Below are 22,279 nucleotides of genomic sequence, written 5' to 3'. Positions count from 1 at the left end.
CTCCGAGCCCACGCCCAGGTCGGTCCAGTTCTCGATGAACGCGACCTTGCCGTCGTACCACGCGCCGTTGCCGACGCCGAAGTCGGTCTCGGCAGCCGTCGGGAAGGCGTAGGGCACCGCATCCACCAGCGCCTCGGCTGCTGCCACAGCCTCCGGAGAGTTGATCGTAGGCTTGCCGTCCTCGTCGACAAACTCGCCGCCGAAGCCCGCCAGGCGGTTCGCGTAGGCGGCGCCGAGGATCAGCGGCGACTTCTGACCGAAGATCGCGGATCCGTAGACGCCGTCATCACCCTCGTTCTCGGTGATGGTCTTCACATCTGCGAGGTACTCGTCCCAGGTCGCGGGGGGCTCGGTGATGCCGTTCCGCTCGAGGATCTCCTTGTTGTAGAAGAGCACGTGCGTGTCGCCGTCGAAGGGCAGGCCGTAGCGGCGGTCGCCGACCAATGTGTACGGGTCGTTGATCGACGGGATGAAGTCGTCGGTGTCGAGCGACGGGGTCTCGTCGATCCAGTCGGTGAGGTCCTGGATGGAGCCGCCCTCGGCGAGGTCCCCGATCGACACGTACCAGGGAGCGGCGACGTCGAACGTGTTCGCGCCCGACTGCTGGTCGAGGGCGAGGGTCGAGCCGATCTCGTCGTAGGGCACGATCGTGAGGTTCACCTCAGCGCCGGTCTCCTCTTCGAAGTGCTCCTTGAGCCAGTTTCCTGCGCCCTCGTGCGACGTGATGAGCAGCGCATTGAGGGTCTGGCCCGAGAAGTCGCCGTCTGCGCCCTCACCACCGGACTCGGGGCTCTGGGTCGCGCAGCCGGCGACGGCGATGGTCGCGGCCGTCAGAGCGGCGGCACCGAGGAGGACGCGCCGGCGACGGCGGCTCGGAAGGAATGACATGGGGGCTCCTCAAGGCGTCGGGTCGGGGAAGCAGATCGGCGCTCACGCTAGGAGCCGAGGGACGACCGCCGCATCGGGGACGTAACAGTTCGTCGTGGAGCGACGCGAAGAGTCATCCGGCGGGTCGCCGCACGGCTCGAGTGGCTATGGTCGCGACGTCCCCGATCTCCTGAGGAGCACCATGTCTCGCCGCATCATCCTGAACGCCTTCGACATGACCTGCGTGACTCATCAGGCTCCAGGACTCTGGCGGCACCCTGACAACCAGGCCGATCGGTACCACGATCTCGACTATTGGGTGGATCTCGCGAAGACCCTCGAGCGGGGCAGGTTCGATGCGATCTTCATCGCTGACGTGCTCGGGACGTACGACGTCTATCGCGACTCGGCCGCCACCGCGCTCGGTGATGCGACGCAGGTTCCCCTCGGCGACCCCGTCGTGCAGATCTCCGCCATGGCGCACGCGACAGAGCATCTCGGATTCGGTGTGACCGTCGCCACGACCTACGAGCAGCCGTACGCGCTCGCGCGCCGGTTCTCGACTCTCGACCACTTCACGCGCGGCCGCGTGGGATGGAACGTCGTGACGAGCTATCTCGACTCCGCCGCCCGAAACCTCGGACTCGACACGCAGATCGCGCACGACGACCGGTACGAGATCGCCGAGGAGTTCCTCGACGTCACGTACAAGCTGTGGGAAGGGTCGTGGGAGGACACCGCCGTGCTGCGCGATCGGGAGGCCGGCGTCTTCGCGGATGCGTCGCGCGTGCACCCGATCGGCCACGAGGGGCGGCATTACCGGGTTCCCGGCATCCATCTCGCCGAACCCAGCCCGCAGCGCACGCCGGTGATGTTCCAGGCGGGCGCCTCCCCTCGCGGACGCCAGTTCGCCGCGAAGCACGGCGAGGCGATCTTCATCAACGGACTGCGTCCGGAGGCGACGCGTCCGGTCACCGACGACATCCGCGATCGCGCCGAGGCTCTCGGGCGCCCGCGGGATTCGGTCAAGATCCTCACCCTGGTCACGGTCGTCGTCGCGGCGACGGACGAGGAGGCTCAGGCGAAGCTCGATGACTATCGCCGCTATGTCTCGGTCGAGGGCGCGCTGGCACTCTATGCCGGATGGACGGGACTCGACCTGTCGCAGTACGACCCCGACGTCCCCCTCGAATACGTCGACACGGATGCCGGACGATCCGCCCTCTCGGTCTTCACCAAGGCCGATCCGGAGCGCAAGTGGACGCCTCGCGACATCGCCCACTACGTCGGGATCGGCGGCATCGGTCCCGTCATCGTGGGCAGCCCGCAGACCGTGGCGGACGAGCTCGAACGATGGGTCGAGGTCGGCGGTGTCGACGGCTTCAACATCGCCTACGTCGTGACACCCGGGTCGTTCGAGGACATCGTGGACCACCTCGTGCCCGAGCTCCGCCGCCGCGGGCGCACCTGGGACGCCTACCCCGAGGGCACGCTGCGCGGACGACTCAGCGGCGACGGCTCCCCCGTGGTGCCCGAGTGGCATCCCGCGCACGCCTACCGCGGCGCCTACGAGGGCGGCGCGTCGGCTCTCGACGGCACGCTCGGCGGGCCGCTGGTGGATGCAGCGGCCGCTTCCGCTCCGGCGGAACTCGACGACCTGACAGAACTCACCGAGAAGGAGGGCGTCCGATGAGCGTCATCGCAGAGACCACCCACCGCAGCCGATGGACGGGAACGGCGGATGCCGAAGAACGCGCGCACTGGCGCGGCATCGCCGAGCGCGTCGCCGCCGAGCTCGAGAGCGATGCGCTGCAGCGCGACCGAGCGAATCAGGACCCGACAGTCGAGCTCGACCTGCTCCGCGAGGCGGGGCTGGTGACGCTTCTGCAGCCGGCCGAGTTCGGGGGTGGCGGTGCGCACTGGGAGACGGCCTTCCTCGTCATCCGCGTCCTGTCGCGCGCCGATGCGTCGGTCGCCCAGGTTCTCGCGTACCACTACATCAACTCGGGCAACATCGGCTTCGCAGCCGACCCGTCGGTGCAGGAGAGATGGCACCGCAAGACCACAGAGGGCCGATGGGTGTGGGGCGACTCCGTGAACCCGACCGACCCCGACCTCGAACTGACCGTCGACGGCGAGGGGTATCGACTCAACGGTCTCAAGCGCTTCTCGACCGGTGCCTCGGCCGGCGACGTCGTGCTGGCGGCCGCACTCGTGCGCGGCGGCGAGCGCGACGGTCAGGTGCTGTTCGTCGTGCTGGACCACGACCGCGACGGCATCCGATATCTCGGCGACTGGGATGCACTGGGACAGCGGCTGTCGGCGAGCGGGTCCGTCCGCTTCGAAGACGTGCGCGTCTCTGCCGACGACGTGCTCGGCGAACTCGGGGACGAGCCTTTCTCGACGCTGATCACGCCAGGCATCCAGCTCGCCTTCGGCAACCTCTACCTCGGTGTCGCCGAGGGAGCACTCGCCCGGGGACTCGACATCGTCCGTGCACGCCCGCGCGCCTGGTTCCTCAGCCAGGCCGACTCGTACCGCGACGACCCGTTCGTGCAGCGCGTCGTGGGCGAGTTCTCTTCGCGGATCGCGGCGGTCGAGGCGCTGGCGGACCGCGCCGGGCGTCTCTTCGACGAGGTCGTGGATGAGGGAGACGGGGTCACGGCGGCGCGCCGAGGGGAACTGGCCATCGAGATCGCCAAGGTCAAGGTCGTCTCGACCGAGGTCGGCATCGAGGTCGCGAACAGGATCTTCGAGATCACCGGCTCGAGTTCCGCGCGTGCGGATGTCGGGCTGGACCTGTTCTGGAGGAACATCCGCACGCACTCGCTGCACGATCCGATCGATTACAAGAAGCTCGAGGTCGGCGCCTGGACGCTGAACGGCGAGCTCCAGCCGATCTCGCTGTACACCTGATGGGCGAGCAGACGCGGCGGCTCGATGCCGTGCGGGAGCGACTGCGCCCGGTCATCGCAGAGATCGCGGCGGGCACGGTCGCGCGGGAGAAGGATCACGAGCTGCCGTTCGCCCAGGTCACCGCCCTCCGCGCAGCGGGCTTCGGTCGGCTCCGGCTGCCGATCGAGCACGGCGGTTTCGGGCTGGACTGGGAATCCTTCGCCGAGGTGCTGATCGAGCTCGCCGCGGCCGACTCGAACCTCCCGCAGATCTTCCGTGGCCACATCGCTTACGTCGAGCACATCCTGGCTGCGACGCCGAGTGAGCGGCGCTCCCGCTGGCTCGAGCGCATCGCCGACGGAGAGCTGGTCGGCAACGCGTGGTCGGAGAACGGTGCCGCCGCAGTGGGGACGAATGCGACGCGCGTGACCCGACGCCCTGATGGAAGCTGGCGCGTCGACGGACGCAAGTTCTACACGACGGGCAGCATCTTCGCGGAGTGGATCGACGCGACCGTCGACCTCGACGGCACGACCGTGACCGCCCTCATCCGCAGGCATCAGGACGGAGTGGAGATCTCCGACGACTGGGACGGCTTCGGACAGCCGCTGACGGGCACCGGCACTGCCGTGTTCACGGACGCCTCGGTCGATGAAGACGACGTCGAGCCGTTCACGTCGCGGTTCCCATTCCAGACGGCGGTCTATCAGCTGACGCTGCTGTCGGTGCTGGCCGGGATCGCCGCCGCGATCGAGCGCGACACCGTCGCTCAGGTGCGGGCACGCACTCGCACCTACAGCCACGGCAGCGCCGAGCGAGTGGCCGACGACCCTCAGATCCTGCAGATCGTCGGCGAGCTGACGGCGACGAGTGCGACGGCCAGGGCGCTCGTGCTCGACGTCGCTCGAGCGGTCCAGCACGCAGCAGACGTGCTGGGCACACCGGAGACGGAGGCTGCCGTGATCGCGGCCGAACTCCGCTCGGCGCAGGCGCAGATCGTGCTCACCGACCTGGTGCCCCGCGCCGCCTCTCGGCTGTTCGACACGCTCGGCGCATCTGCCGTGAGGTCGGGCACCGCTCTCGACCGCCACTGGCGGAACGCTCGCACCGTGTCATCGCACAACCCGTGGATCTTCAAGGCCCGACAGCTCGGCGACCACGCCGTGAACGGCCGGACGCCCGAGTTCGTCTGGTCGGTCGGGCAGGCGAAGGTTCTGGAGGCGAGCACGGCCGAGCGCTGAGACGTTCACCGAGGCTGCCCACCTCGCCCCTCTCGAGGCGGACGGAACGACGCATGCACCCGGTTCTCTGGCCGAAGCCGCATGAGCCGGGTGCCTCGTGAACCACGCCCCTCGAGCTACTCGATGGGAAGATCGTCGACGGACTGCGGCGGGATGCTGGCGTTCGTTCGGCGCTGCACCGTCCGGCGTTGCACCGTGCGGAGCAACGCCGTCGCGCCGGTGACGAGCAGGAGCACACCGATGGTCAGGATCATGAGAGTGCTGATCGTGACGGGTGTGAGGGTGAGCGCCCAGTCGGCGACGCCCGAGCGGCGGTCATCGTCGGCGATGAGCCAGAGCGAGGTCGCCGCCACGGCGGCGAACAGGACGCCCCAGACGATGGCAGCCCAGCGGGTGCGAGGCGGGGTGACCGCTTCGGCGTGGGGTGCGGATGCAGCGGTCGCCCCTGCTGTGCCCGCCTCGGTGGTCGTCTGAGTGCTCATCGCTCGTCCTCTTCCTCAGCCTCGATGAGGGTGATGTCTATCTCGCCGCTGGTCTGCGCGATGGTCACACGCTGCACGGTCGTCGTCGGTGCGTTCTCGGCCGAGATCGTCTCGGCCACGACCGATTCGCCGTCGCGTTCCGTCGCCGTCCATGTGCCGCTGTCGATGATCGCGCCGGTGCCGGCCTCGACCCGCGTCCAGCTCACGTCGGCGGTTCCGACGGTCGCCCGCAGCTGCAGCTGCACACCGGGGTCGACGGAGATCCAGGTGCTGCCGGCACCCTTCTCCACGACGATCGGCCGCGGAGCGTCGTCATGCCGGTTGAGCGAGATGGAGAGGTCACCGAACGGCTGGCGCACGTGCGCGGCCTCGTTGTTCGAGATCGATGCCCAGCCGATGCTCACGCCCTGGAAGGCGGAGAACCCGCCGGCCACCAGTCCGGCGACGAGCGTCAGCACGGTCGCGAAGGCGAGGAAGCCGCTGCGCCGTCGGAGGGCACCGGCGACGATCATCCCGATCGCGAGCACCAGTGCGGCCGACAGCAGGCCGAGGGCACCGCCGACTGCGGCGTCGCCGTTGCCGAGCCCGACCAGAGCGCCGACGACGATGGCGAGGCCGATGACCGAGGCGACGATCGCGAGACCCGCGCGTGGGCGGGAGGCGCGACGAATGCGACGGCGCTCCGCGGCCTCGGCGGCGAACACCGCTGCCTCCGCCTGACGCTCGCGTCTGACCTGATCGCGCGCCATGCGTTCGGCATCCTGCTGCCGCCGGCGCCACGCCTGGTCCTGCTCCTTCCACGCCCGATGCTGGATCCGCCACGCGGCGACCTCGGCCGGGTCCTGCACCCCGGAGGGAAGCGGCGCGGGTGGTGCGGGCGGTGCGTCGTCGATGAACGCGGCCGGTGCGGCGTACACCTCGGACGAGGCGGCGGATGTGGCATCCGCCCCCTCGGCGGTACCCGAACCGCCGAGGGGAACGGATGCCTCCGGGGCCGCCGGATCTGCGGAAGCCACCGGCAGATCAGGCGCGGAAGCACCCGGGGTGCGGCTTGCAGCACGCACGATCAGGAAGAGCAGGCCACCCACGATGACCAGCCCGACGATCCAGCTGAAGACCGCCAGCGCTGACCAGCTCTCGTATCCGAACCCGAACAGGCGTCCGGTGAGCGGAGCCGTCGGGATCAGCCCGACGACGGCCATGCCCAGAAGACCGAGCTGCACGGGCTGGTAGTCCCGCCGCAGCAGGTCGCGGACGTGGACCCGGCCGTCGAGATCCGGCAGCAGCGCCCAGGCGAGGGCGTAGAGGAAGATCACCGGCAGGCCGAAGAGCGCTGCGACCACGAGGACGCCGCGCACGATCAGCGGGTCGATCCGCAACCGGGCGGCGATGCCGGCGGCGACCCCACCGAGCCATCCGTCAGAGCGGACCACTCCGAGACCGGCGACCCACAGGAGGAATCGCTCGGCGCCGTGCGGAACGGCCGTCCTCGGCGGGCTGGCCTGGTCGGCGGGAGGCGGTGGCGCGGTCGGAATCGTCATGTGTCAATCCTGTCTCCCCCGGTCGGATCCCTGCCATGGGGTGAACCCCTGAGCGACCCCTGATTCTCTCCAGGGGAGGTCACGGATCCGCGCGCCGGATGATTGGATGTCGACATGTCCTCTTCCGCGACCGCGTCTGCGCGACCCTCTCGCTCCGCCGTGTCGTCGCGAGCGGGAGGAGACCTCCAGCCCGAGCCGCGTCAGGCCCTGACACGCGACCGCGACTGCCTGGTCGCAGGCGTCAGCGCGGGTCTCGCCCGTCACCTGGGCGTGCGGGTGTGGATGGTCCGTGCGCTCTTCATCGCTCTCACGATGTGCGGCGGGGCCGGCATCCTGCTCTACGCCTGGTGCTGGGCGTTCACGCCCTGGGCCGACGGCGACGGCACCCCGTCGCGACGGGTGCCCGTGGCCTGGATGCTGCTCGTCCCTGCGAGCGTCGGCATGCTCATCGTGCTCTTCTGGCGCGGCGGCAGCGACTGGCTCTCGGGAACGATTCCGCCTGATGCGGCGGCCGTGGTCGTGTTCGGCACCGTGGGGGCGGCGACCGGGGCCGGGCTGTGGGCGACCCTGATCGATCGCACCGACACCGCCCGGGGACCTCGACACACGATGCTGGTCAGGATCCTCTCGATCGCGCTCCTCGCGATGCTGTTCGGCCTGCTCCTGACCCGGCCTGTCGGCAGCACCGGTGTCGCACTCGTGCTGGTCCCGCTCGCCGGCATCCTCGCCGTGCTGCTGTCGACCCTGATTCCGCGGTGGCGCGACCTGGCGGGCGAACGCGTGCGGCGCATCCGTGAGGAGCAGCGCAGCGAGATGGCCGCGCACCTGCACGACTCCGTGCTGCAGACCCTCGCGCTGATCCAGAACAGGGCGGGCGCATCGAGCGAGGCGGCTCGGCTCGCACGGGCGCAGGAGCGCGAGCTGCGAGCCTGGCTGTACGACGGCGATGCCCCGGCCGACAGCGATCTGGCGACCGACCTGCGCGACTATGCCGGGGGCCTGGAACTCGACTACCCGGTGCGGATCGAGGTGGTCTCGGCGGGCCTCTCCACCGAGCGTGCGAGCGGGGAACTCGCCGCGGCGGCGCGAGAGGCGATGCTGAATGCCGCACGGCACGCGACGGGGGAGGTCTCTGTCTACATCGAGGGCAATGCGACCGACGTCGACGTCTTCGTGCGTGATCGGGGTCCGGGCTTCCGACTGGACGACGTGCCGGGCGACCGCCTGGGCGTGCGGGAGTCGATCATCGGTCGGATGCGTCGAGCCGGGGGCTCGGGCACCGTGCGCAGCGATGAGAGCGGCACCGAGGTGCATCTGCGACTGTCGACCGTGCCGCGGGGCGCGACGAACGCGCAGGCGCCGAACGCGCCGGCGAACACGGATGAAGGCGAGGACGCTCGTGGCTGACAGCATCCGCATCGTGATCGTCGACGACCATTCGATCTTCCGCTCGGGACTCCGCGCCGATCTCGATGCGAGCGTCGAGGTGATCGGGGAGGCAGCCGACGTGCCGTCCGCCATTGCGATGATCCGCGAGACCGTGCCCGATGTGGTGCTGCTCGACGTGCACCTTCCGGGTGGCAGCGGCGACGACTCCACCGGCGGCGAGTCGGTGATCCGCGGCTCGCTGCCCACGACGGCCCGGTTCCTGGCGCTGAGCGTGTCGGATGCCGCAGCCGACGTCGTGCGGGTGATCCGCGCCGGTGCGCGCGGCTACATCACGAAGGGCTCATCCGGCGGGGAGGTCAGCCGCGCCGTGCACGCCGTCGCCGACGGGGATGCGGTGTTCTCGCCGCGGCTCGCCGGGTTCGTGCTCGACGCTTTCGGCGCGGTCGCCGGCGAGATCGCCACGACGACCGACGAACTCGATCGACTGTCGGCACGCGAGCAGGAGGTGATGCGGCTGATAGCCCGCGGATACGCCTACAAGGAGGTGGCCGCAGCGCTGTTCATCTCGATCAAGACGGTCGAGACGCACGTCTCATCGGTGCTGAGGAAGCTGCAGCTGTCGTCGCGCCACGAACTCACGGTGTGGGCCTCGCAGCGTCGACTGCTCTAGCGGGGGCTGTTCCTCGGGATGCCTCGGGCAGCGTGCGACTCAGCGTATGCCGGGGTCGGCCGTGAGCTTTCCGAGCAGACGCTCGAGCTCGCTGAGGTCGTGCAGCGCTGGCCGTGGCAGAATGCTCGGCGATGCTCGATCACGGCGATCCGAGTGCGACATCGTCACGCCCCCAGACACGCGAACGGACCGAGATGGCTGAAGCGACAACAATCCTCGACCGGGTGGCGACGGCTGCCGAGCATCGATCGATCGCGGAATCGGTGGGCTGGCACGACGCCTTCGACTGGGCGACGATCGCAGATTCCCTGGCCGGCTCGACGTTCGGCGTGGTCGCGTATGCCGGAGACGCGGCTGTAGGCATGGGGCGCGTCGTCGGAGACGGCGTGAAGTACTTCTACGTGCAGGACCTGGCCGTCCTCCCGGCCTTTCAGGGGACCGGCCTGGGGGCGCGCATGCTGGATCGCCTGACGGAGCGAATCGCCATGGTCTCCCCGGCAACGGCCTTCGTCGGACTGTTCTCGACCGCCGCGGGCACCGACCTCTACACCTCTCGCGGTTTCGGCCCCGGCGACATGACCGGGCTGTTCAGGCTCATCGAGCCAGCGCCGCGGGACGATGGGCAGAACGGATAGACGCGGGACGACAGGACAGCGACCGGCACGCGCTGAGCACGTTCATCTGAGGGCCACGGTGCGGCCCCAGTCATCCCGCCTCGACGACCCCGGCCCTGATCCCCCAGAGCACGGCCTGCAGGCGGTCGCGGGCTCCGGTCTTCTGGAGGATGCCGGCGAGGTGGTACTTGACGGTCGTCAGTTCCACGAAGAGACGGTCGGCGATCTCGGCATTCGACAGCCCCTCGGCGAGGAGTCGGAGCACATCCAGTTCCCTCTCGGTGAGCGGAGGCCCCTCGGCCGGAACCTGCGCGCTGCTCGCTCGACGGCGGTCGGCGAACTCGTGCAGGATGCGGCGGGTCAGGCGTTGGTCGAGTGTTCCGTCGCCGGCGGCCACCGAGCGGACCGCGGCGAGCAGCGTGTGCTCGTCGGCGCCCTTGAGGAGGAACCCGGCGGCGCCTGCCTCGAGAGCGGCGAAGACATCGGCGTCGACATCGAAGGTGGTGAGGATGAGCACGTCGGTCGCCAGGGCTGCGTCTCCGACGATCTCGCGTGTGGCTGCGATGCCGTCTGTTCCCGGCATCCGGATGTCCATGCAGACGACGTCGGGGCGGAGGCTGCGGGCGAGACTCACGGCGTCGGCGCCGTCGACCGCTTCGCCGATCACCTCGATGTCGGCCTCGGCTCCGAGGATGACGGCGAGCCCGGCGCGCACGACGGCCTGGTCGTCGGCGATGAGAACACGGATCATGGGGTGCTCCGTCCGTCGTAGGGGATGCTCAGGCGATTGGTCCATCCGCCGTCGTCGTCGGGCCCTGTTGACAGGTGCGCCCTGATGAGTTCGGCCCGCTCCGCCATGCCGGAGAGCCCGTAGCCGGCGCCCGAGCTGTCGGTCGTCTCCCGCGTCCGGACTTCGGCGGAGGGCTCGTTGGCGACCGTGATCTCCACGGCATCCGCTCCGAACCGCACGGTCACGGCTCCCGCCGCGCCGGGCGCATGTCTGGCGACGTTCGCCAGCGACTCCTGCACCATCCGGTACGCGGTGGTCTCGGCGAGCGCACCCACCGGACGCGCATCCCCGACGGCGGCGAGTGCGACGCGCTGGCCCCGTTCCCGCGCGATATCCACGAGCGCAGGGATGCCGGCGATGGTCGGCACCGGGCTCGGGGCACCCGAAGGTGCGTCGTCATCGCTGCGCAGGAGCCCGACCGTCCGTCGGAGGTCGGCGAGCGCGATGCGGGCATCGTCCTGGACCGTCTGCATCATCTCCCGCGCCCGGTCGAGATCGCTGCGGGTGAGAGCGGTGGCGGCCTGGGCGCTCACGATGATCCCCGAGAGGTGATGCCCGGCGATGTCGTGCAGTTCCCGCGCGAGGGCCTCGCGCTCGGCACGCACCTCGCGCTCGGCGCGCTCGCGCCGCTCGTGCTCGGCCATCCTCGCCTGCTCCTGCAGCGCATCCGCGAGACGCTCGCGCCCGCGCACGTACTCGGCGACGGCCGCCGGTGCCGCGTACTGCAGGGCGATGCGCGCGATCACGGTGAGGATCAGGACGAGCGCCGATTCGCGTGACCCCAGGAGCAGCGCACTCGCGCCGACGCCGGTGGTCATGAGCGCGCCGAGGGCGAGCGCCGTCAGCGCCGGGTTGCGCGGGCTGCGCCGAGCCATCGCATAGGCGGCGAGGATCACGCCCAGCGAGCCGACCCCCAGCTCCCCCGCCGAGGTCGCCAGGATCACGGCATCGAGGAGCACGGCGCCGGCGAAGACGCTGATGGGTGCGCGCTGGCGGAAGACGAGCAGGACGGCCTGCAGGGCGACCAGAGCGGCGTGGGCGAACGGCGACACATCGCCCGGCACCGCTGCGGGGAGCTCGTCGATCCACAGGTCGGCTCCGATGTAGCCGACCGCCGCAGCGAGCACGAGAATCGGCGGGATCGCGCGGCGCACGCGTTCGGCGCGCCGGGAGGGCGGCTCCGCAGGGGACATGGACTCAGTCAACCACGCCGGGCCCCACCCCCGTCGGGAGGCAGGACCCGGGATCGATCGAGGTGTGATCACCGATCGCACAGTGTCTCATCGAGCGCCTCGACGACGATCCGATACTGCTCGAGCAGCACCTCGTCGTCATCCGGGGAGACCACCGCCCAGGGAAGCGCGGTCACTGCGATCGTGACAGCGGTGCCGTCAGGTGCGACGGCGTTGCGCGTCTGGGTGCCGGGGATGTCGCCTCCGTGCCCCCAGGCGAATCCTCCGCAGCTGAGCGGGTACCGCTGCAGACCGAGTCCGTACTCCGCCTCGGGCCAGAGCTCATCGCCCGCCGGCACGGTGGTCTTCATCGTCTCGAGCCCGGCACCGCTCAGCAGCTCGCCGTTCAGCAGAGCGCGCATGAAGGTGTTGAGCTCTGCCGGGGTGGACACCATGGCTCCGGCCGACCAGGCGAATGACGTGTCCATGGCGGAGATGTCACGCAGCTCTCCCGGAACGTCGGCGTGGTAACCGGTGGGGTGCTCCCCGCGGAGCGGGAGCTCACCGGGGGCGGGGAAGTACGTGTGTTCGAGTCCCAGCGGCGTCACGATGCGCTCATCGATCTGCTGGGCGATCGCGCGGTCGGTCACCGCCTCGATGAGCAGCCCGAGCACCAGGTAGTTCGTGTTGCTGTACTCCCATCTCTCCCCCGGCGCGAAGCTCGCAGGGCGAGTGAGGGCGATGTCGAGCATGTCCCGCGGAGAGATGTACTTCTCCTGCGCGCCGAAGGCATCGGCCGCGATCCGGTCGGCGTATTCCGGCAGACCGGTCGTCTGCTGCAGCAGCTGGTGCACGGTGATGCCGGCGCCGTCGATCCCCGCTCCCCTGATCAGCCCGGGAAGATACGTGTCGATCGGAGCGTCCAGGTCGACGAGGCCCTCGTCGACCAGCTGAAGCACGATCGTCGCGACGAACATCTTGGTGTTGCTGGCGATCCGCACTTCTGCGTCGGGTGGAGGCGCCTGGCCGGTCTCGATGTCGCCCTCGCCGGCGACCGCGTTCTCGACCTCACCATCCGGCGAGGTCACCGATGCGAGGGCCGCCGGGTAGCCGGCGTCGACGAGAGACTGCAATCTCGTCTCGAGCGCGCTGGTCGCCTCCGCATCCGCGGACGAGGCCGGTCGATCGGACGCCCGGAAGAGCGCGCCCGCTGTGATCGCTCCCGCGACGAGCACGGCGGCGGCCGCGATCGCGATCACCGTCCGCATCCTGCGTCTGGGGGCGGGATGGTTCTGGGGTGTGGGGATGTCGTTCATGTCGTGTCCTTTCCCGTCGGATGGGTCGTGTCGGATGCGTCGGGCATCAGAGGTCGCGCCGGGACAGAGCGACGGATGCCGCGGCGAGCGCCGCCGCGGAGAGGGCGGCGAGGGCCGCCAGCGCCACTCCGACAGGCACCCCGGCCGACCCGCCGTGAATGACGTTCTGCGCGAGCGCGACCGGCAGGAACTGCGTCCAGACGGGCGCGGAGCCGCCGCCGATCAGCGAGGTCATGGCGGTGACGAGCGGTTCGGCGAAGAGCACCGCGAGCATGGTGAGGATGCCGGCGAGCTGCGTCCGCACGAGGATGCCGACCGCGAGGCCGATCAGTGCGAGGCCCGCGACTGCGACGACGCCCCGCCCCAGGGTGGCGACGACGTCACCGACGCCCGCGGTGAAAGGCGTTGCGGTCGTCGCGAGCGCGACGAGCAGGGCGGCGAGACTGACAACCGCCATGAGGGCGCCGATGACGACACCGACGACTGCGACGGCCATGGCCTTGCCCGCGACGATGCGACCACGACGGGGCGACGCGAGGGCTGCGCCGACCATGCCGCCGTACCGGTCGTCACTGGTGCCGGCGAGGGTGCCGAGCAGGACGATGGCGAGGAGCGCGATGCCGATCGACCCGCCTCCCATCGACGCGCCGAGCGGATTGATCGCGTCGAGCTGCGCCGCCGGAGATGTCAGGTCGAGCACGGGGAGGTCGGCACCGAGCGCCTCTGCGCCGGGACCGATGTCGCCGCGAGCCAGCGCCGGGAGCACGGTCACGAACATCAGCTGCGTCAGGATGAGTCCGATCACGGCGACGAGCGCACTGACCTTCGTCGCTGTGGTCGTGGTCAGTCCGAGGAGTTCTGCGCGGAACATCAGCGCACCCCCGCGATTCCGGTGACCTGGAGGTAGTAGCCCTCGAGGTCTCCGCTCGCTGTGGCGACGGCATCCGCCAACGTCACGTCGGCGACGACCCGCCCCTCGGCGATCACGACGATGTCGTCGGCGATGTCCTGCACGTCGGAGAGCAGGTGTGAGGAGAGCAGCACCGTCCCTCCGGCATCTGCGAAGGCCCGCAGGCGATCACGCAGCCAGCGCATGCCGGCGGGGTCGAGGCCGTTGGAGGGCTCATCGAGCACGAGCAGCTTCGGCTCTCCGAGAAGCGCTGCCGCGACCGCGATGCGCTGCTTCATGCCGAGCGAGTATCCGCCGGATCTGCGGTCGGCGTCGGCGGTCATGCCCACCTCGGCGAGGACCACATCGACGCGCTGGGGGGCGACGTCGGCGCGGGCCGCGGCGATGCGCAGGTGCTCACGTCCGGTGCGGGCGGGGTGCAGACCGCCGGCGTCGAGAACGGCGCCGACCATCGTGGCCGGCCGCTCGAGGTCGCGGTAGGGGCGCCCGAAGACCAGCGCCTCGCCCTGGTCCGCGGCGATGAGTCCGAGCAGCAGGCGGATCGTGGTGGTCTTGCCGGCGCCGTTGGGCCCGAGCAGGCCGACGACTCTCCCTGACGCGATCGTGAAACCGACTCCGTCGACGCGAGAGCGTCCATGGAAGGACTTGTGCAGTCCGCGCGCGTGGAGCGGCGGAGATGTGGAGATGTTCATGTCTCCAGCCTCGCCAGCGCGGCTCTCGAGCACCCCCGCCGGCCGCACGGGATCGCCCTGTCCGAAAGGACAGTCGTCGTCGGATCCGGATCCCGGGAACGGAACAGAAGGCCTCGCGAGGGCCGTCGCCCCGCTCCGGACCTCCCCCTACATCAGCGACGCATCAGGCCTCGCCCTGGTTGACACGCCCGCGACCCGGCTTCGGGACCCCGGCTGGCTGGCTGCGGGGACGCTCGCGCGCCGGCCACCGGAATCGCTCGACGAATCCCGCGACGGCCTTCGAGCGCGTCGCGAGGACGATCAGGCCGTAGCCGATGATCCCGCCCAGGATGTTCGTCATCCAGTCGTTGATGTCCGCGAGGTGTCCGCCGAGAGCGAGCCGGGCGGTGGCCATCTGCGTCAGCTCGATGGCGAGGCTCGCACCGGCGACGATCGCCACCACCTTCCACCAGCGCGGCCGGGCGGTGAGCAGGGGGACGAGCACACCGAGCGGGACGAACACCGCGACGTTGATGAGCGCGTCCTCGAGCCCGTAGTCGACGAACGGCACGAGGTAGAGCGGCAACGGGCGCGGCCCGTCATAGAACCCTGTCCCGACACGGAGGAAGATCGGGAAGACCGTGTTGGCGAGCACCCCACCCGCATAGATCGCGAGGACCGCGGCGACACTCGCCCGGGGAAGCGTCACGGCCCCACGGGAGCGGAGCACCCAGATCAGCACGAGGAAGATCACGACTCCGAAGGGGATCACGATCGGGAGCATGGGGACTTCGACGAACTTCATTCACTGCTTCCGGAGACTGTGGGAGGAGGTGCGAGAGCACCGCCCCGATCGTACAGAGGACCGGATCTGCCGCGAGGCTCACCGAGCTCGACCAGCGCGAAGCTTCGTGAGTGCCGAAGATTCCGTGACCAAACCGTTGCATTCGTTACCTCGCCGTTATAGAGTGATCGCACGGTGAATGTTTGCTGTGGCATACACCGCATGTGATTGCAGGACACTCTTGGTGCAAGGGACAAGGGCCGGTCGGGAGCCTCTCCGACCGGCCCTTTACTGTTGCCAGTACGCTGTTCTCCATGACCGATCGCAAGCTCGCCCTCGAGGCCTGGGAGAGCCTGTTCCGCGCACAGCACGAGCTGTTCACCGAGATGAACACCGACTTCGATCACACCGATCTCGGGCAGGCCGAGTACGACGTCCTGCTCACCGTGACCCGCTCCCCCGGGATGTCAGCTCGCCTGCGCGATGTCACCGCGAACATGCTGATCAGCCAGCCGAGCGTCTCTCGTCTCGTCGACCGCATGGTCGCCCGCGGACTCGTCGCGAAGTGCCCCGACCCCGATGACGGGCGCGGCGCGCTGATCAGGGCCACGGATGCCGGTGTCCGAGAGTTCCGCAGCGTCGCCACGGTGCATGGCCGTTCGATCGCCGAGCGGATGTCGCGACTCGACGACGCCGAGCTGAGGACGCTGCGCGACCTGGCGGAGAAGCTCCGCGGCCACTGAGCGGCGCGCAGGCCTCGGCCTGACGACAGAAACCTGCCCCACGGGAGGAGATCTGCCCCACGGGAGAAGCCTGCCCGCGGGAGAAACCTGCCCCACGGGAGGAGATCTGCCCCACGGGAGGAGATCTCGAGCTGAGACCTCCTCCCCAAGCGCATTTCTCCTCCCGAGGCGCATCCCGACGTCGACTCCTTCGACGGCATCCCCCGATCTCTGGCAGGGTGGAGCGTGAACGCCCGCGCGGCCGCGCCGGCATCCGAGACCGCCCCCTCGGGGGGAACCAGGGAGGTCATCCATGGAGATCGCCGGAGTCGTAGGCATCCTCATCATCGTCGGCATCGGCATAGCCATCGCTATCGTCGTCCTGCTCATCCTGCTGCTGTTCGCACGCAGCTGGATCAAGGTGGCGCGCGCCGATGAGGCGCTCGTCATCTCGGGACGCAAACAGAAGGTGGCGCGCGCCGTCATCGGCGCAGACGGCTCGACCAGAGACGAGATGTCGGAGTCGCCCGTCACGGTCATCGTGAACGGCAAGTCGCTGGTGAACCCCATCACGCAGCGCCACGAGATCATCTCGCTGCGCTCGCGTCAGGTCTCGCTCAACGCCGAGGCCCAGTCGCTCGACAGCGTCACGCTCAACGTCGACGGCGTCGCGATCGTGAAGATCGGCTCCGACCCCATCCTCGTGCGCCGCGCCGCCGAGCGCTTCGCCTCGCAGGACAAGGCCATCGAGCAGTTCACCACCGAGCAGCTCGAAGGTGCGCTCCGTGGCATCGTCGCGACCCTCTCGGTCGTCGAGCTCATGCGCGAGCGCAAGAAGTTCTCCGACCAGATCGCCGCCGATGTCTCGCAGGAGCTCGCCGAGCAGGGTCTGATCCTGGACTCGTTCCAGATCAAGGGCATCACCGACAAGGTCGGCTACATCCAGTCGCTCGGTGCTCCCGAGATCCAGGCGAAGCGTCAGTCGGCGGAGATCTCGCAGACCAACGCCGACCGCGCGATCAACCAGAAGAACATCGCCAACCAGGAAGCCAACCTGGTCGAGCAGACCGCCCTCGACACGAACACCGCCAACGCCAACGCCGGCATCGGCCGTGCGCGCGCCGAGGCCGAGCAGGCCGAGAACCTCGCCCGTGAGCAGGCTCAGCAGGCCGTTCTGCAGCAGCAGGCCGAGAACCGTCAGGCTCAGCTCGACGCCGACGTCAAGCGCGTCGCCGACGCTCAGCGATACGAGGCCGAGACCCGCGCACAGGCCGAGCTCTACACGCGTGAGCGCGCAGCCGAGGCCGGCGCGATCGAGCAGGTCAAGCAGGCCGAGGCCCGCACCCGCATCGCCGAGCAGCAGGCCCAGGCCGACAAGGCCAAGGCCGACGGTGAGGCCGCAGCCGCGATCGCGCGTGCGACCGGTGAGGCAGACGCCCTTCGGGCGCAGGCCGAGGCCGAGTCCGAGGCCCGCCGCCTGCGTGCGAACGCCGAGGCAGACGCCATCCGTGCCGAGGGTGAGGCGCGAGCCGCCGCCGTCGAGGCCGAGGCGAAGGCCATCGCGTCGAACCAGGACGCGTTCCTGTCGCAGCGCGTGCTCGACGTGCTGCCGTCGATCATGGCGGAGTTCTCGAAGGGCTACGCCGCGATCGGCAACGTGTCGATCATCGGCAGCTCGGGCGAGGACGGCGCGTCGAACCTCGTCGGCGCCGACAGCGCGAAGGCGCTGAAGTCGGTGTTCGACAGCGTCAGCTCGGCGACCGGACTCGACCTCGCGTCGATCATCCAGGGTCAGGCCGTCGGCCGCGGCATCGGTGAGGGGGTGGCTGCGGCATCCGCGCCGTCTGCTCCGGCGACCCGCACGTCGACCCCGACCACCCCGCCGCCGCCCGCACCGCCGGCTCCGGCAGCGGAGTAGTCAGCACACAGCACACAGCACACAGCGGATGCCGCGGCCGGATCGGTCGCGGCATCCGTCATCTCGGGGAGCGCACCGTTTACTGTTCAGCATGAATCGGGGCGTCGGGGGCCAGGATCACTTTCTGGGACAGGTCGAGCATCTTCATGCTGAATTGTGAACGCCGTTCTCCGGCGGGGCAGACTGGAGTGATGATGCCCGCCGCCTTCGACCTCGCCGCCATCGGCGCCGGGCTCTCGTTCGCGGCCGCCCTCGACAAGCTCTCGACTGCCCTGGACGAAAGCGGTTCGGTGGTCGTGAGCGCACCGCCCGGCACGGGCAAGACCACCCTCGTGCCGCCGCTCCTCGCATCGCGATCGACCGGACGAGTGATCGTCACCCAGCCTCGTCGCGTCGCCGCCCGGGCAGCTGCGCGGCGCCTCGCGCAGCTCGACGGCTCCCCGCTGGGCACCCGCGTCGGCTTCACGGTGCGCGGGGAGCGCTCGGCGGGACCGCAGACCCGGGTCGAGTTCGTCACCGCGGGAGTGCTGCTGCGGCGCATGATCGACGACCCGGGCCTCGACGGCGTGGATGCCGTCATCATCGACGAGGTGCACGAGCGCGCACTGGAGACCGATCTGCTGATCGGCCTGCTCTCGGAGGTCCGCGAGCTGCGGGACGACCTCGTCGTCGTCGCGATGTCGGCCACGCTCGACGCCGCGCGCATCGCCGCAGTCCTCGGCGCGGATGACCGTCCGGCTCCGGTCGTCGACCACGACGTCCCCGCTTTCCGGCTCGCCGAGTGCTGGGCGCCGAGCGCGACGCCGCGCCTCGACGAGCGCGGAGTCACCAGAGGGTTCCTCGACCACGTCGCCCGCACCACCACGTCAGCGGCCCTCGATCTGCGACGCGAGAACCCCGACGCGGACGTGCTGGTCTTCGCACCGGGCGCACGCGAGGTCTCGGAGATCGCCCGTCGCATCCGCGACACGAGCGATGCGTTCGACGTGCGGGAGCTGCACGGCCAGATCCCCGCGGCGGAACAGGACGCCGTGATCCGCGGCCGCTCCCCGAACGACAGGCCGCGCATCATCGTCACGACATCGCTGGCCGAGTCCTCGCTCACGGTGCCCGGTGTGCGTCTGGTGGTCGACAGCTGTCTCTCGCGGCATCCGCAGCGCGACGCGACCCGCGGCATGACGGGTCTGGTCACGACCGCCGCGTCACGCTCATCGTGCGTGCAGCGCGCCGGTCGAGCCACACGCCAGGGCCCCGGCGTCGTCATCCGCTGCGTCGACGAGCGCTCCTATGCGGCAGCGCCTGCACGCCCGGCTCCGGAGATCGCGGTGACCGACCTCGCGGATGCCGCTCTGCTGCTCGCCTGCTGGGGCGCTCCGGGTGGCGCAGGTCTGCGCATGATCGATCCGCTGCCCGCAGACAACCTGGCTGATGCCGTCTCGGTGCTTCGCAGTCTCGGCGCGATCGACCACGAGGGTCGCGCGACCGCCGAAGGCCGTGCCCTCGCACGAGTTCCTGCTGACCCCCGCCTTGCCCGCGCGCTCCGCGACGGGAGCCCCGTGGTCGGCAGCCGCCTCGCGGCCGAGGTCGTCGCGGTGCTCGGCGGCGACCTGCGTATCGCCGAGGCCGACGTCGCTCACGCACTCATCACCCTGCGAGGCGGACGCACACCGGACGCGCGACGATGGCGCGACGATGCGAATCGCCTCGAGCGCATGGTCCGTCCGACACCGGACGCACGCTCGGGCCTCGACGGCGTCGGCTTCGTGATCGCCCTGGCGTTCCCCGAGCGGATCGCCCATCGCGTCGAGCGCACCGCCGAAGGGGCGACGTTTCTGCTGGCATCCGGAACCCGGGCCGGGGTGCGCGGCCCGCTCGGGGCCGTCGAGTGGCTCGCGGTCGCTGACGTCGCGCGCGCTTCGGCACGGGCGACTGCCGGCTCAGGCGCGATCATCCGATCGGCGGCCGTGCTCACCGAGGCGCAGATGGAGCGCGCCGCGAATCACCTATTGACCGACCGCGTCGAGGCGGAGTTCACGGCCGGCCGCGTCCAGGCGCGGCGGGAGCGCCGCGTCGGCGCGATCCTGCGTTCGTCTTCGCCTGTGCGGGCATCGGCCCAGGAGGGGCGCGACGCCGTGCGCCGCGCGATCAGGCGTGAGGGGCTCGAGATGTTCACCTGGTCTGACTCGGCCGCCGCGCTGCGCTGCCGACTGGGGCTGCTGCGACGAGAGCTGGGCGCCCCCTGGCCCGATGTGTCGGATGCCGGGCTGCTCGACGCTCTCGACGAATGGCTGGCTCCCGAGCTCGACGTGCTGGCCGGCGGCACGCCTGCGGGGCGGATCTCTCTGACGTCAGCGCTGCGGCGCCTGCTGCCGTGGCCCGACGCCGCGCGACTCGACGAGCTGGCTCCGGAACGCCTCGAGGTGCCCACCGGCTCGCGCATCCGCATCGACTACCCCGACCCCGCCGACGCCACGGCCCGCCCTGTCGTGGCCGTGAAGCTGCAGGAGTGCTTCGGCTGGGCGGAGACCCCTCGGCTGGTCGACGGGCGGGTGCCTGTGCTGTTCCATCTGCTGTCGCCCGCGGGTCGTCCGCTCGCGGTCACCGATGACCTCGCCTCGTTCTGGTCCGGTCCGTATGGCCAGGTGCGCGCCGAGATGCGAGGGCGCTACCCACGGCATCCGTGGCCTGAGGATCCCTGGGCCGCCGTGCCCACGAAGCACACCAAGAACCGCTCGGCGCGCTGAGCAGCGGCCGGCGCTGAGGCGTCAGGGCGTGCGGCGCCGCAGGGTCAGCGACGCGAGCACGAGGGCTCCGATGCCGAAGGCGACGACCACGAGCAACGGGGCGTAGACGTCCCACCCCTCGTCCCCGGCGGTCACCGCGTTGATCGTGTCGATCGCATAGCTCAGCGGGAGCCAGCCGGAGATCGCGTACAGCACATCGGGCATCTGATCCCGCGGCATGAAGAGACCGCCGAGGATGATCTGCGGGAAGACGAGCAGCGGCATGAACTGCACCGCCTGGAATTCGGTCTCGGCGAACGCGCTCGCGAGCAGTCCGAGCGCTGTTCCGAGCAGCGCGTCGACCACGGCGACGAGTCCGAGCTGCCACAGCTCGCCGTCGACATCGAGGCCGCAGACACCGACCGCGAACGACACGGTGATGACCGCCTGCAGCAGCGCCATGACTCCGAAGGCCAGGGCGTATCCGAGGATGAAGTCCGCCTTGCCGAGCGGAGTCGTCATGAGACGCTCGAGGGTTCCGGAGCGGCGCTCGCGCAGGGTCGTGATCGACGTGATGAGGAACATCACGATGAACGGGAACAGCGCGAGGATCGCACCGCCGAACTGATCGAACACACCGTCCTGGTCGCTGAACAGCCACGCGAACAGACCGACCAGCAGGCTCGGCGCGACGAGCATGAGTGCGATCGACCGCGGGTCGTGGCGCAGCTGACCGAGCACCCGGCCCGCTGTGGCGAGGATCCGCCGGCCGTTCATTCCGCCGCCTCCCGACGCTCGCGCCTCGTGGTACCGGGAGGCCGGCGGTCCGGCATCCGACTGTCGCGTTCGATCAGAGCGAGGAATGCCGCATCGGGGTCGGCGGTGCCGGTCTCTGCGAGGAGGGCCTTCGGGGTCGTGTCGGCGATGATCCGCCCGCTGCGCATCAGCACGAGCCGGTCGCACCTCAGCGCCTCGTCCATCACGTGGCTGGAGACGATCATCGTCACTCCGCGTTGAGCGAGCCCGCGGAACAGATCCCACAGCTCGACGCGGAGCACCGGGTCGAGGCCGACGGTCGGCTCGTCGAGGACGATGAGCTCGGGAGACCCGATGAGCGCCATGGCCAGCGAGATCCGTGTGGTCTGGCCGCCGCTGAGCGACTCGACGAGCTGACCCGCCTGCGCTCCGAGACCGACCTCCGCGATCACCCGATCGACATCGCCCTTCGGCGCCTTCAGCACTGCCGCGAGGTACGAGAGGTTCTGACGCACGGTGAGGTCGCCGTACACGGCAGCGCCTTGAGTGCCGTAGGCCACGCGATGGCGCAGCTGCGCCGATCCGGCCGGTTCGCCGAGCACCGTCACCGTGCCTGCGGCGACCCTCTGCACGCCGACGATCGCACGCATCAGGGTGGTCTTGCCGCATCCGGAGGGCCCGAGCAGACCGGTGATCTCGCCCTGCGGGATCGTCAGGTCGGTCCCGTCGAAGACGACGGTCTTCCCCCGGCGCACGTGCAGCCCTGCGACCTCGACCGCCGGGTTATTCATCATGTGATGAATTATGCGCTCGCCGGC

The 22,279-nt window shown here is 70.0% G+C and carries 20 protein-coding genes; 9 read left to right on the top strand and 11 right to left on the bottom strand.

Translation table 11 applies throughout. The annotated features are described in order from the left end of the window. On the bottom strand, positions 1–888 hold an 888-nt coding region (locus RU09_RS02655; protein ID WP_042537159.1), incomplete at its 3' end, for an ABC transporter substrate-binding protein. Between the two features lie 181 nt (positions 889–1,069). Here RU09_RS02655 and RU09_RS02650 point away from each other — a divergent pair. From RU09_RS02650 to RU09_RS02640, 3 genes are read left to right on the top strand one after another with little or no spacing between them, the layout of a single operon-like run. Then, the gene (locus RU09_RS02650) at positions 1,070–2,560 is read left to right on the top strand and encodes an LLM class flavin-dependent oxidoreductase (RefSeq protein ID WP_082041010.1); all 1,491 of its coding nucleotides are present in this window, start codon (positions 1,070–1,072) and stop codon (positions 2,558–2,560) included. Further along, positions 2,557–3,783, top strand: a complete 1,227-nt coding sequence (locus RU09_RS02645; RefSeq protein ID WP_042537157.1) for an acyl-CoA dehydrogenase family protein — start codon at positions 2,557–2,559, stop codon at positions 3,781–3,783. The genes RU09_RS02650 and RU09_RS02645 overlap by 4 nt, the downstream gene beginning before the upstream one ends. Further along, complete coding sequence (locus RU09_RS02640) at positions 3,783–5,003, top strand: acyl-CoA dehydrogenase family protein (protein WP_042537155.1); 1,221 nt, start codon at positions 3,783–3,785, stop codon at positions 5,001–5,003. The genes RU09_RS02645 and RU09_RS02640 overlap by 1 nt, the downstream gene beginning before the upstream one ends. A gap of 116 nt (positions 5,004–5,119) precedes the next feature. On the opposite strand, the gene RU09_RS02635 is transcribed toward RU09_RS02640, so the two are convergent. Next, entirely contained in the window at positions 5,120–5,485 is a 366-nt protein-coding gene (locus RU09_RS02635; protein ID WP_231567454.1) for a hypothetical protein, read from the bottom strand. After that, positions 5,482–7,026, bottom strand: a complete 1,545-nt coding sequence (locus RU09_RS02630) for a PspC domain-containing protein (protein ID WP_042537153.1) — start codon at positions 7,024–7,026, stop codon at positions 5,482–5,484. Before RU09_RS02630 ends, RU09_RS02635 begins: the two co-directional genes overlap by 4 nt. Before the next feature lie 114 nt (positions 7,027–7,140). Here RU09_RS02630 and RU09_RS02625 point away from each other — a divergent pair, with 114 nt between their 5' ends. The 3 genes from RU09_RS02625 to RU09_RS02615 all read left to right on the top strand — a co-directional run bounded on the left by RU09_RS02625 (position 7,141) and on the right by RU09_RS02615 (position 9,720). After that, positions 7,141–8,433: an ATP-binding protein gene (locus RU09_RS02625; protein WP_082041009.1), complete on the top strand. Its 1,293-nt coding sequence runs from the start codon at positions 7,141–7,143 to the stop codon at positions 8,431–8,433. Further along, positions 8,408–9,085, top strand: coding sequence for a response regulator transcription factor (locus RU09_RS02620; RefSeq protein WP_197065942.1), 678 nt, complete (start codon positions 8,408–8,410; stop codon positions 9,083–9,085). The genes RU09_RS02625 and RU09_RS02620 overlap by 26 nt, the downstream gene beginning before the upstream one ends. Before the next feature lie 194 nt (positions 9,086–9,279). Then, positions 9,280–9,720, top strand: a complete 441-nt coding sequence (locus tag RU09_RS02615; protein WP_042537206.1) for a GNAT family N-acetyltransferase — start codon at positions 9,280–9,282, stop codon at positions 9,718–9,720. Positions 9,721–9,790: 70 nt separating this feature from the next. On the opposite strand, the gene RU09_RS02610 is transcribed toward RU09_RS02615, so the two are convergent. The 6 genes from RU09_RS02610 to RU09_RS02585 form a co-directional block, all read right to left on the bottom strand. After that, positions 9,791–10,450: a response regulator gene (locus tag RU09_RS02610; RefSeq protein WP_042537151.1), complete on the bottom strand. Its 660-nt coding sequence runs from the start codon at positions 10,448–10,450 to the stop codon at positions 9,791–9,793. Further along, the gene (locus RU09_RS02605) at positions 10,447–11,682 is read right to left on the bottom strand and encodes a sensor histidine kinase (RefSeq protein WP_082041007.1); all 1,236 of its coding nucleotides are present in this window, start codon (positions 11,680–11,682) and stop codon (positions 10,447–10,449) included. Before RU09_RS02605 ends, RU09_RS02610 begins: the two co-directional genes overlap by 4 nt. Positions 11,683–11,750: 68 nt before the next feature. Further along, complete coding sequence (locus tag RU09_RS02600) at positions 11,751–12,977, bottom strand: serine hydrolase domain-containing protein (RefSeq protein ID WP_042537149.1); 1,227 nt, start codon at positions 12,975–12,977, stop codon at positions 11,751–11,753. Between the two features lie 46 nt (positions 12,978–13,023). Continuing rightward, the gene (locus RU09_RS02595; RefSeq protein WP_042537147.1) at positions 13,024–13,848 is read right to left on the bottom strand and encodes a hypothetical protein; all 825 of its coding nucleotides are present in this window, start codon (positions 13,846–13,848) and stop codon (positions 13,024–13,026) included. Next, the gene (locus RU09_RS02590; protein WP_042537145.1) at positions 13,848–14,579 is read right to left on the bottom strand and encodes an ABC transporter ATP-binding protein; all 732 of its coding nucleotides are present in this window, start codon (positions 14,577–14,579) and stop codon (positions 13,848–13,850) included. The genes RU09_RS02595 and RU09_RS02590 overlap by 1 nt, the downstream gene beginning before the upstream one ends. A gap of 163 nt (positions 14,580–14,742) precedes the next feature. After that, a complete protein-coding gene (locus RU09_RS02585) occupies positions 14,743–15,363 on the bottom strand; it encodes a VanZ family protein (RefSeq protein ID WP_042537143.1) in 621 nt (206 codons plus the stop codon). Positions 15,364–15,656: 293 nt separating this feature from the next. On the opposite strand from RU09_RS02585, the gene RU09_RS02580 reads away from it, so the two are divergent. From RU09_RS02580 to hrpB, 3 genes are all read left to right on the top strand, one after another. Continuing rightward, positions 15,657–16,085: a MarR family winged helix-turn-helix transcriptional regulator gene (locus RU09_RS02580; RefSeq protein WP_042537141.1), complete on the top strand. Its 429-nt coding sequence runs from the start codon at positions 15,657–15,659 to the stop codon at positions 16,083–16,085. A gap of 292 nt (positions 16,086–16,377) precedes the next feature. Next, positions 16,378–17,982 carry an SPFH domain-containing protein gene (locus tag RU09_RS02575; RefSeq protein ID WP_042537139.1) on the top strand — a complete coding sequence of 535 codons (1,605 nt, stop codon included), beginning with the start codon at positions 16,378–16,380 and terminating at the stop codon, positions 17,980–17,982. A 191-nt stretch (positions 17,983–18,173) separates the two neighbouring features. After that, complete coding sequence (gene hrpB / locus RU09_RS02570; protein WP_042537137.1) at positions 18,174–20,726, top strand: ATP-dependent helicase HrpB; 2,553 nt, start codon at positions 18,174–18,176, stop codon at positions 20,724–20,726. Between the two features lie 21 nt (positions 20,727–20,747). On the opposite strand, the gene RU09_RS02565 is transcribed toward hrpB, so the two are convergent. Next, on the bottom strand, positions 20,748–21,482 hold the full coding sequence (locus tag RU09_RS02565) for an ABC transporter permease (RefSeq protein ID WP_042537135.1): 735 nt from the start codon (positions 21,480–21,482) through the stop codon (positions 20,748–20,750). Beyond that, the gene (locus RU09_RS02560) at positions 21,479–22,255 is read right to left on the bottom strand and encodes an ABC transporter ATP-binding protein (RefSeq protein ID WP_231567453.1); all 777 of its coding nucleotides are present in this window, start codon (positions 22,253–22,255) and stop codon (positions 21,479–21,481) included. The genes RU09_RS02565 and RU09_RS02560 overlap by 4 nt, the downstream gene beginning before the upstream one ends. Positions 22,256–22,279: the final 24 nt, after the last annotated feature.

This window comes from Microbacterium sp. MEJ108Y (assembly GCF_000834175.1).
Lineage (GTDB): Bacteria > Actinomycetota > Actinomycetes > Actinomycetales > Microbacteriaceae > Microbacterium > Microbacterium forte.
This window is presented reverse-complemented; position numbering and strand designations above follow the sequence as displayed.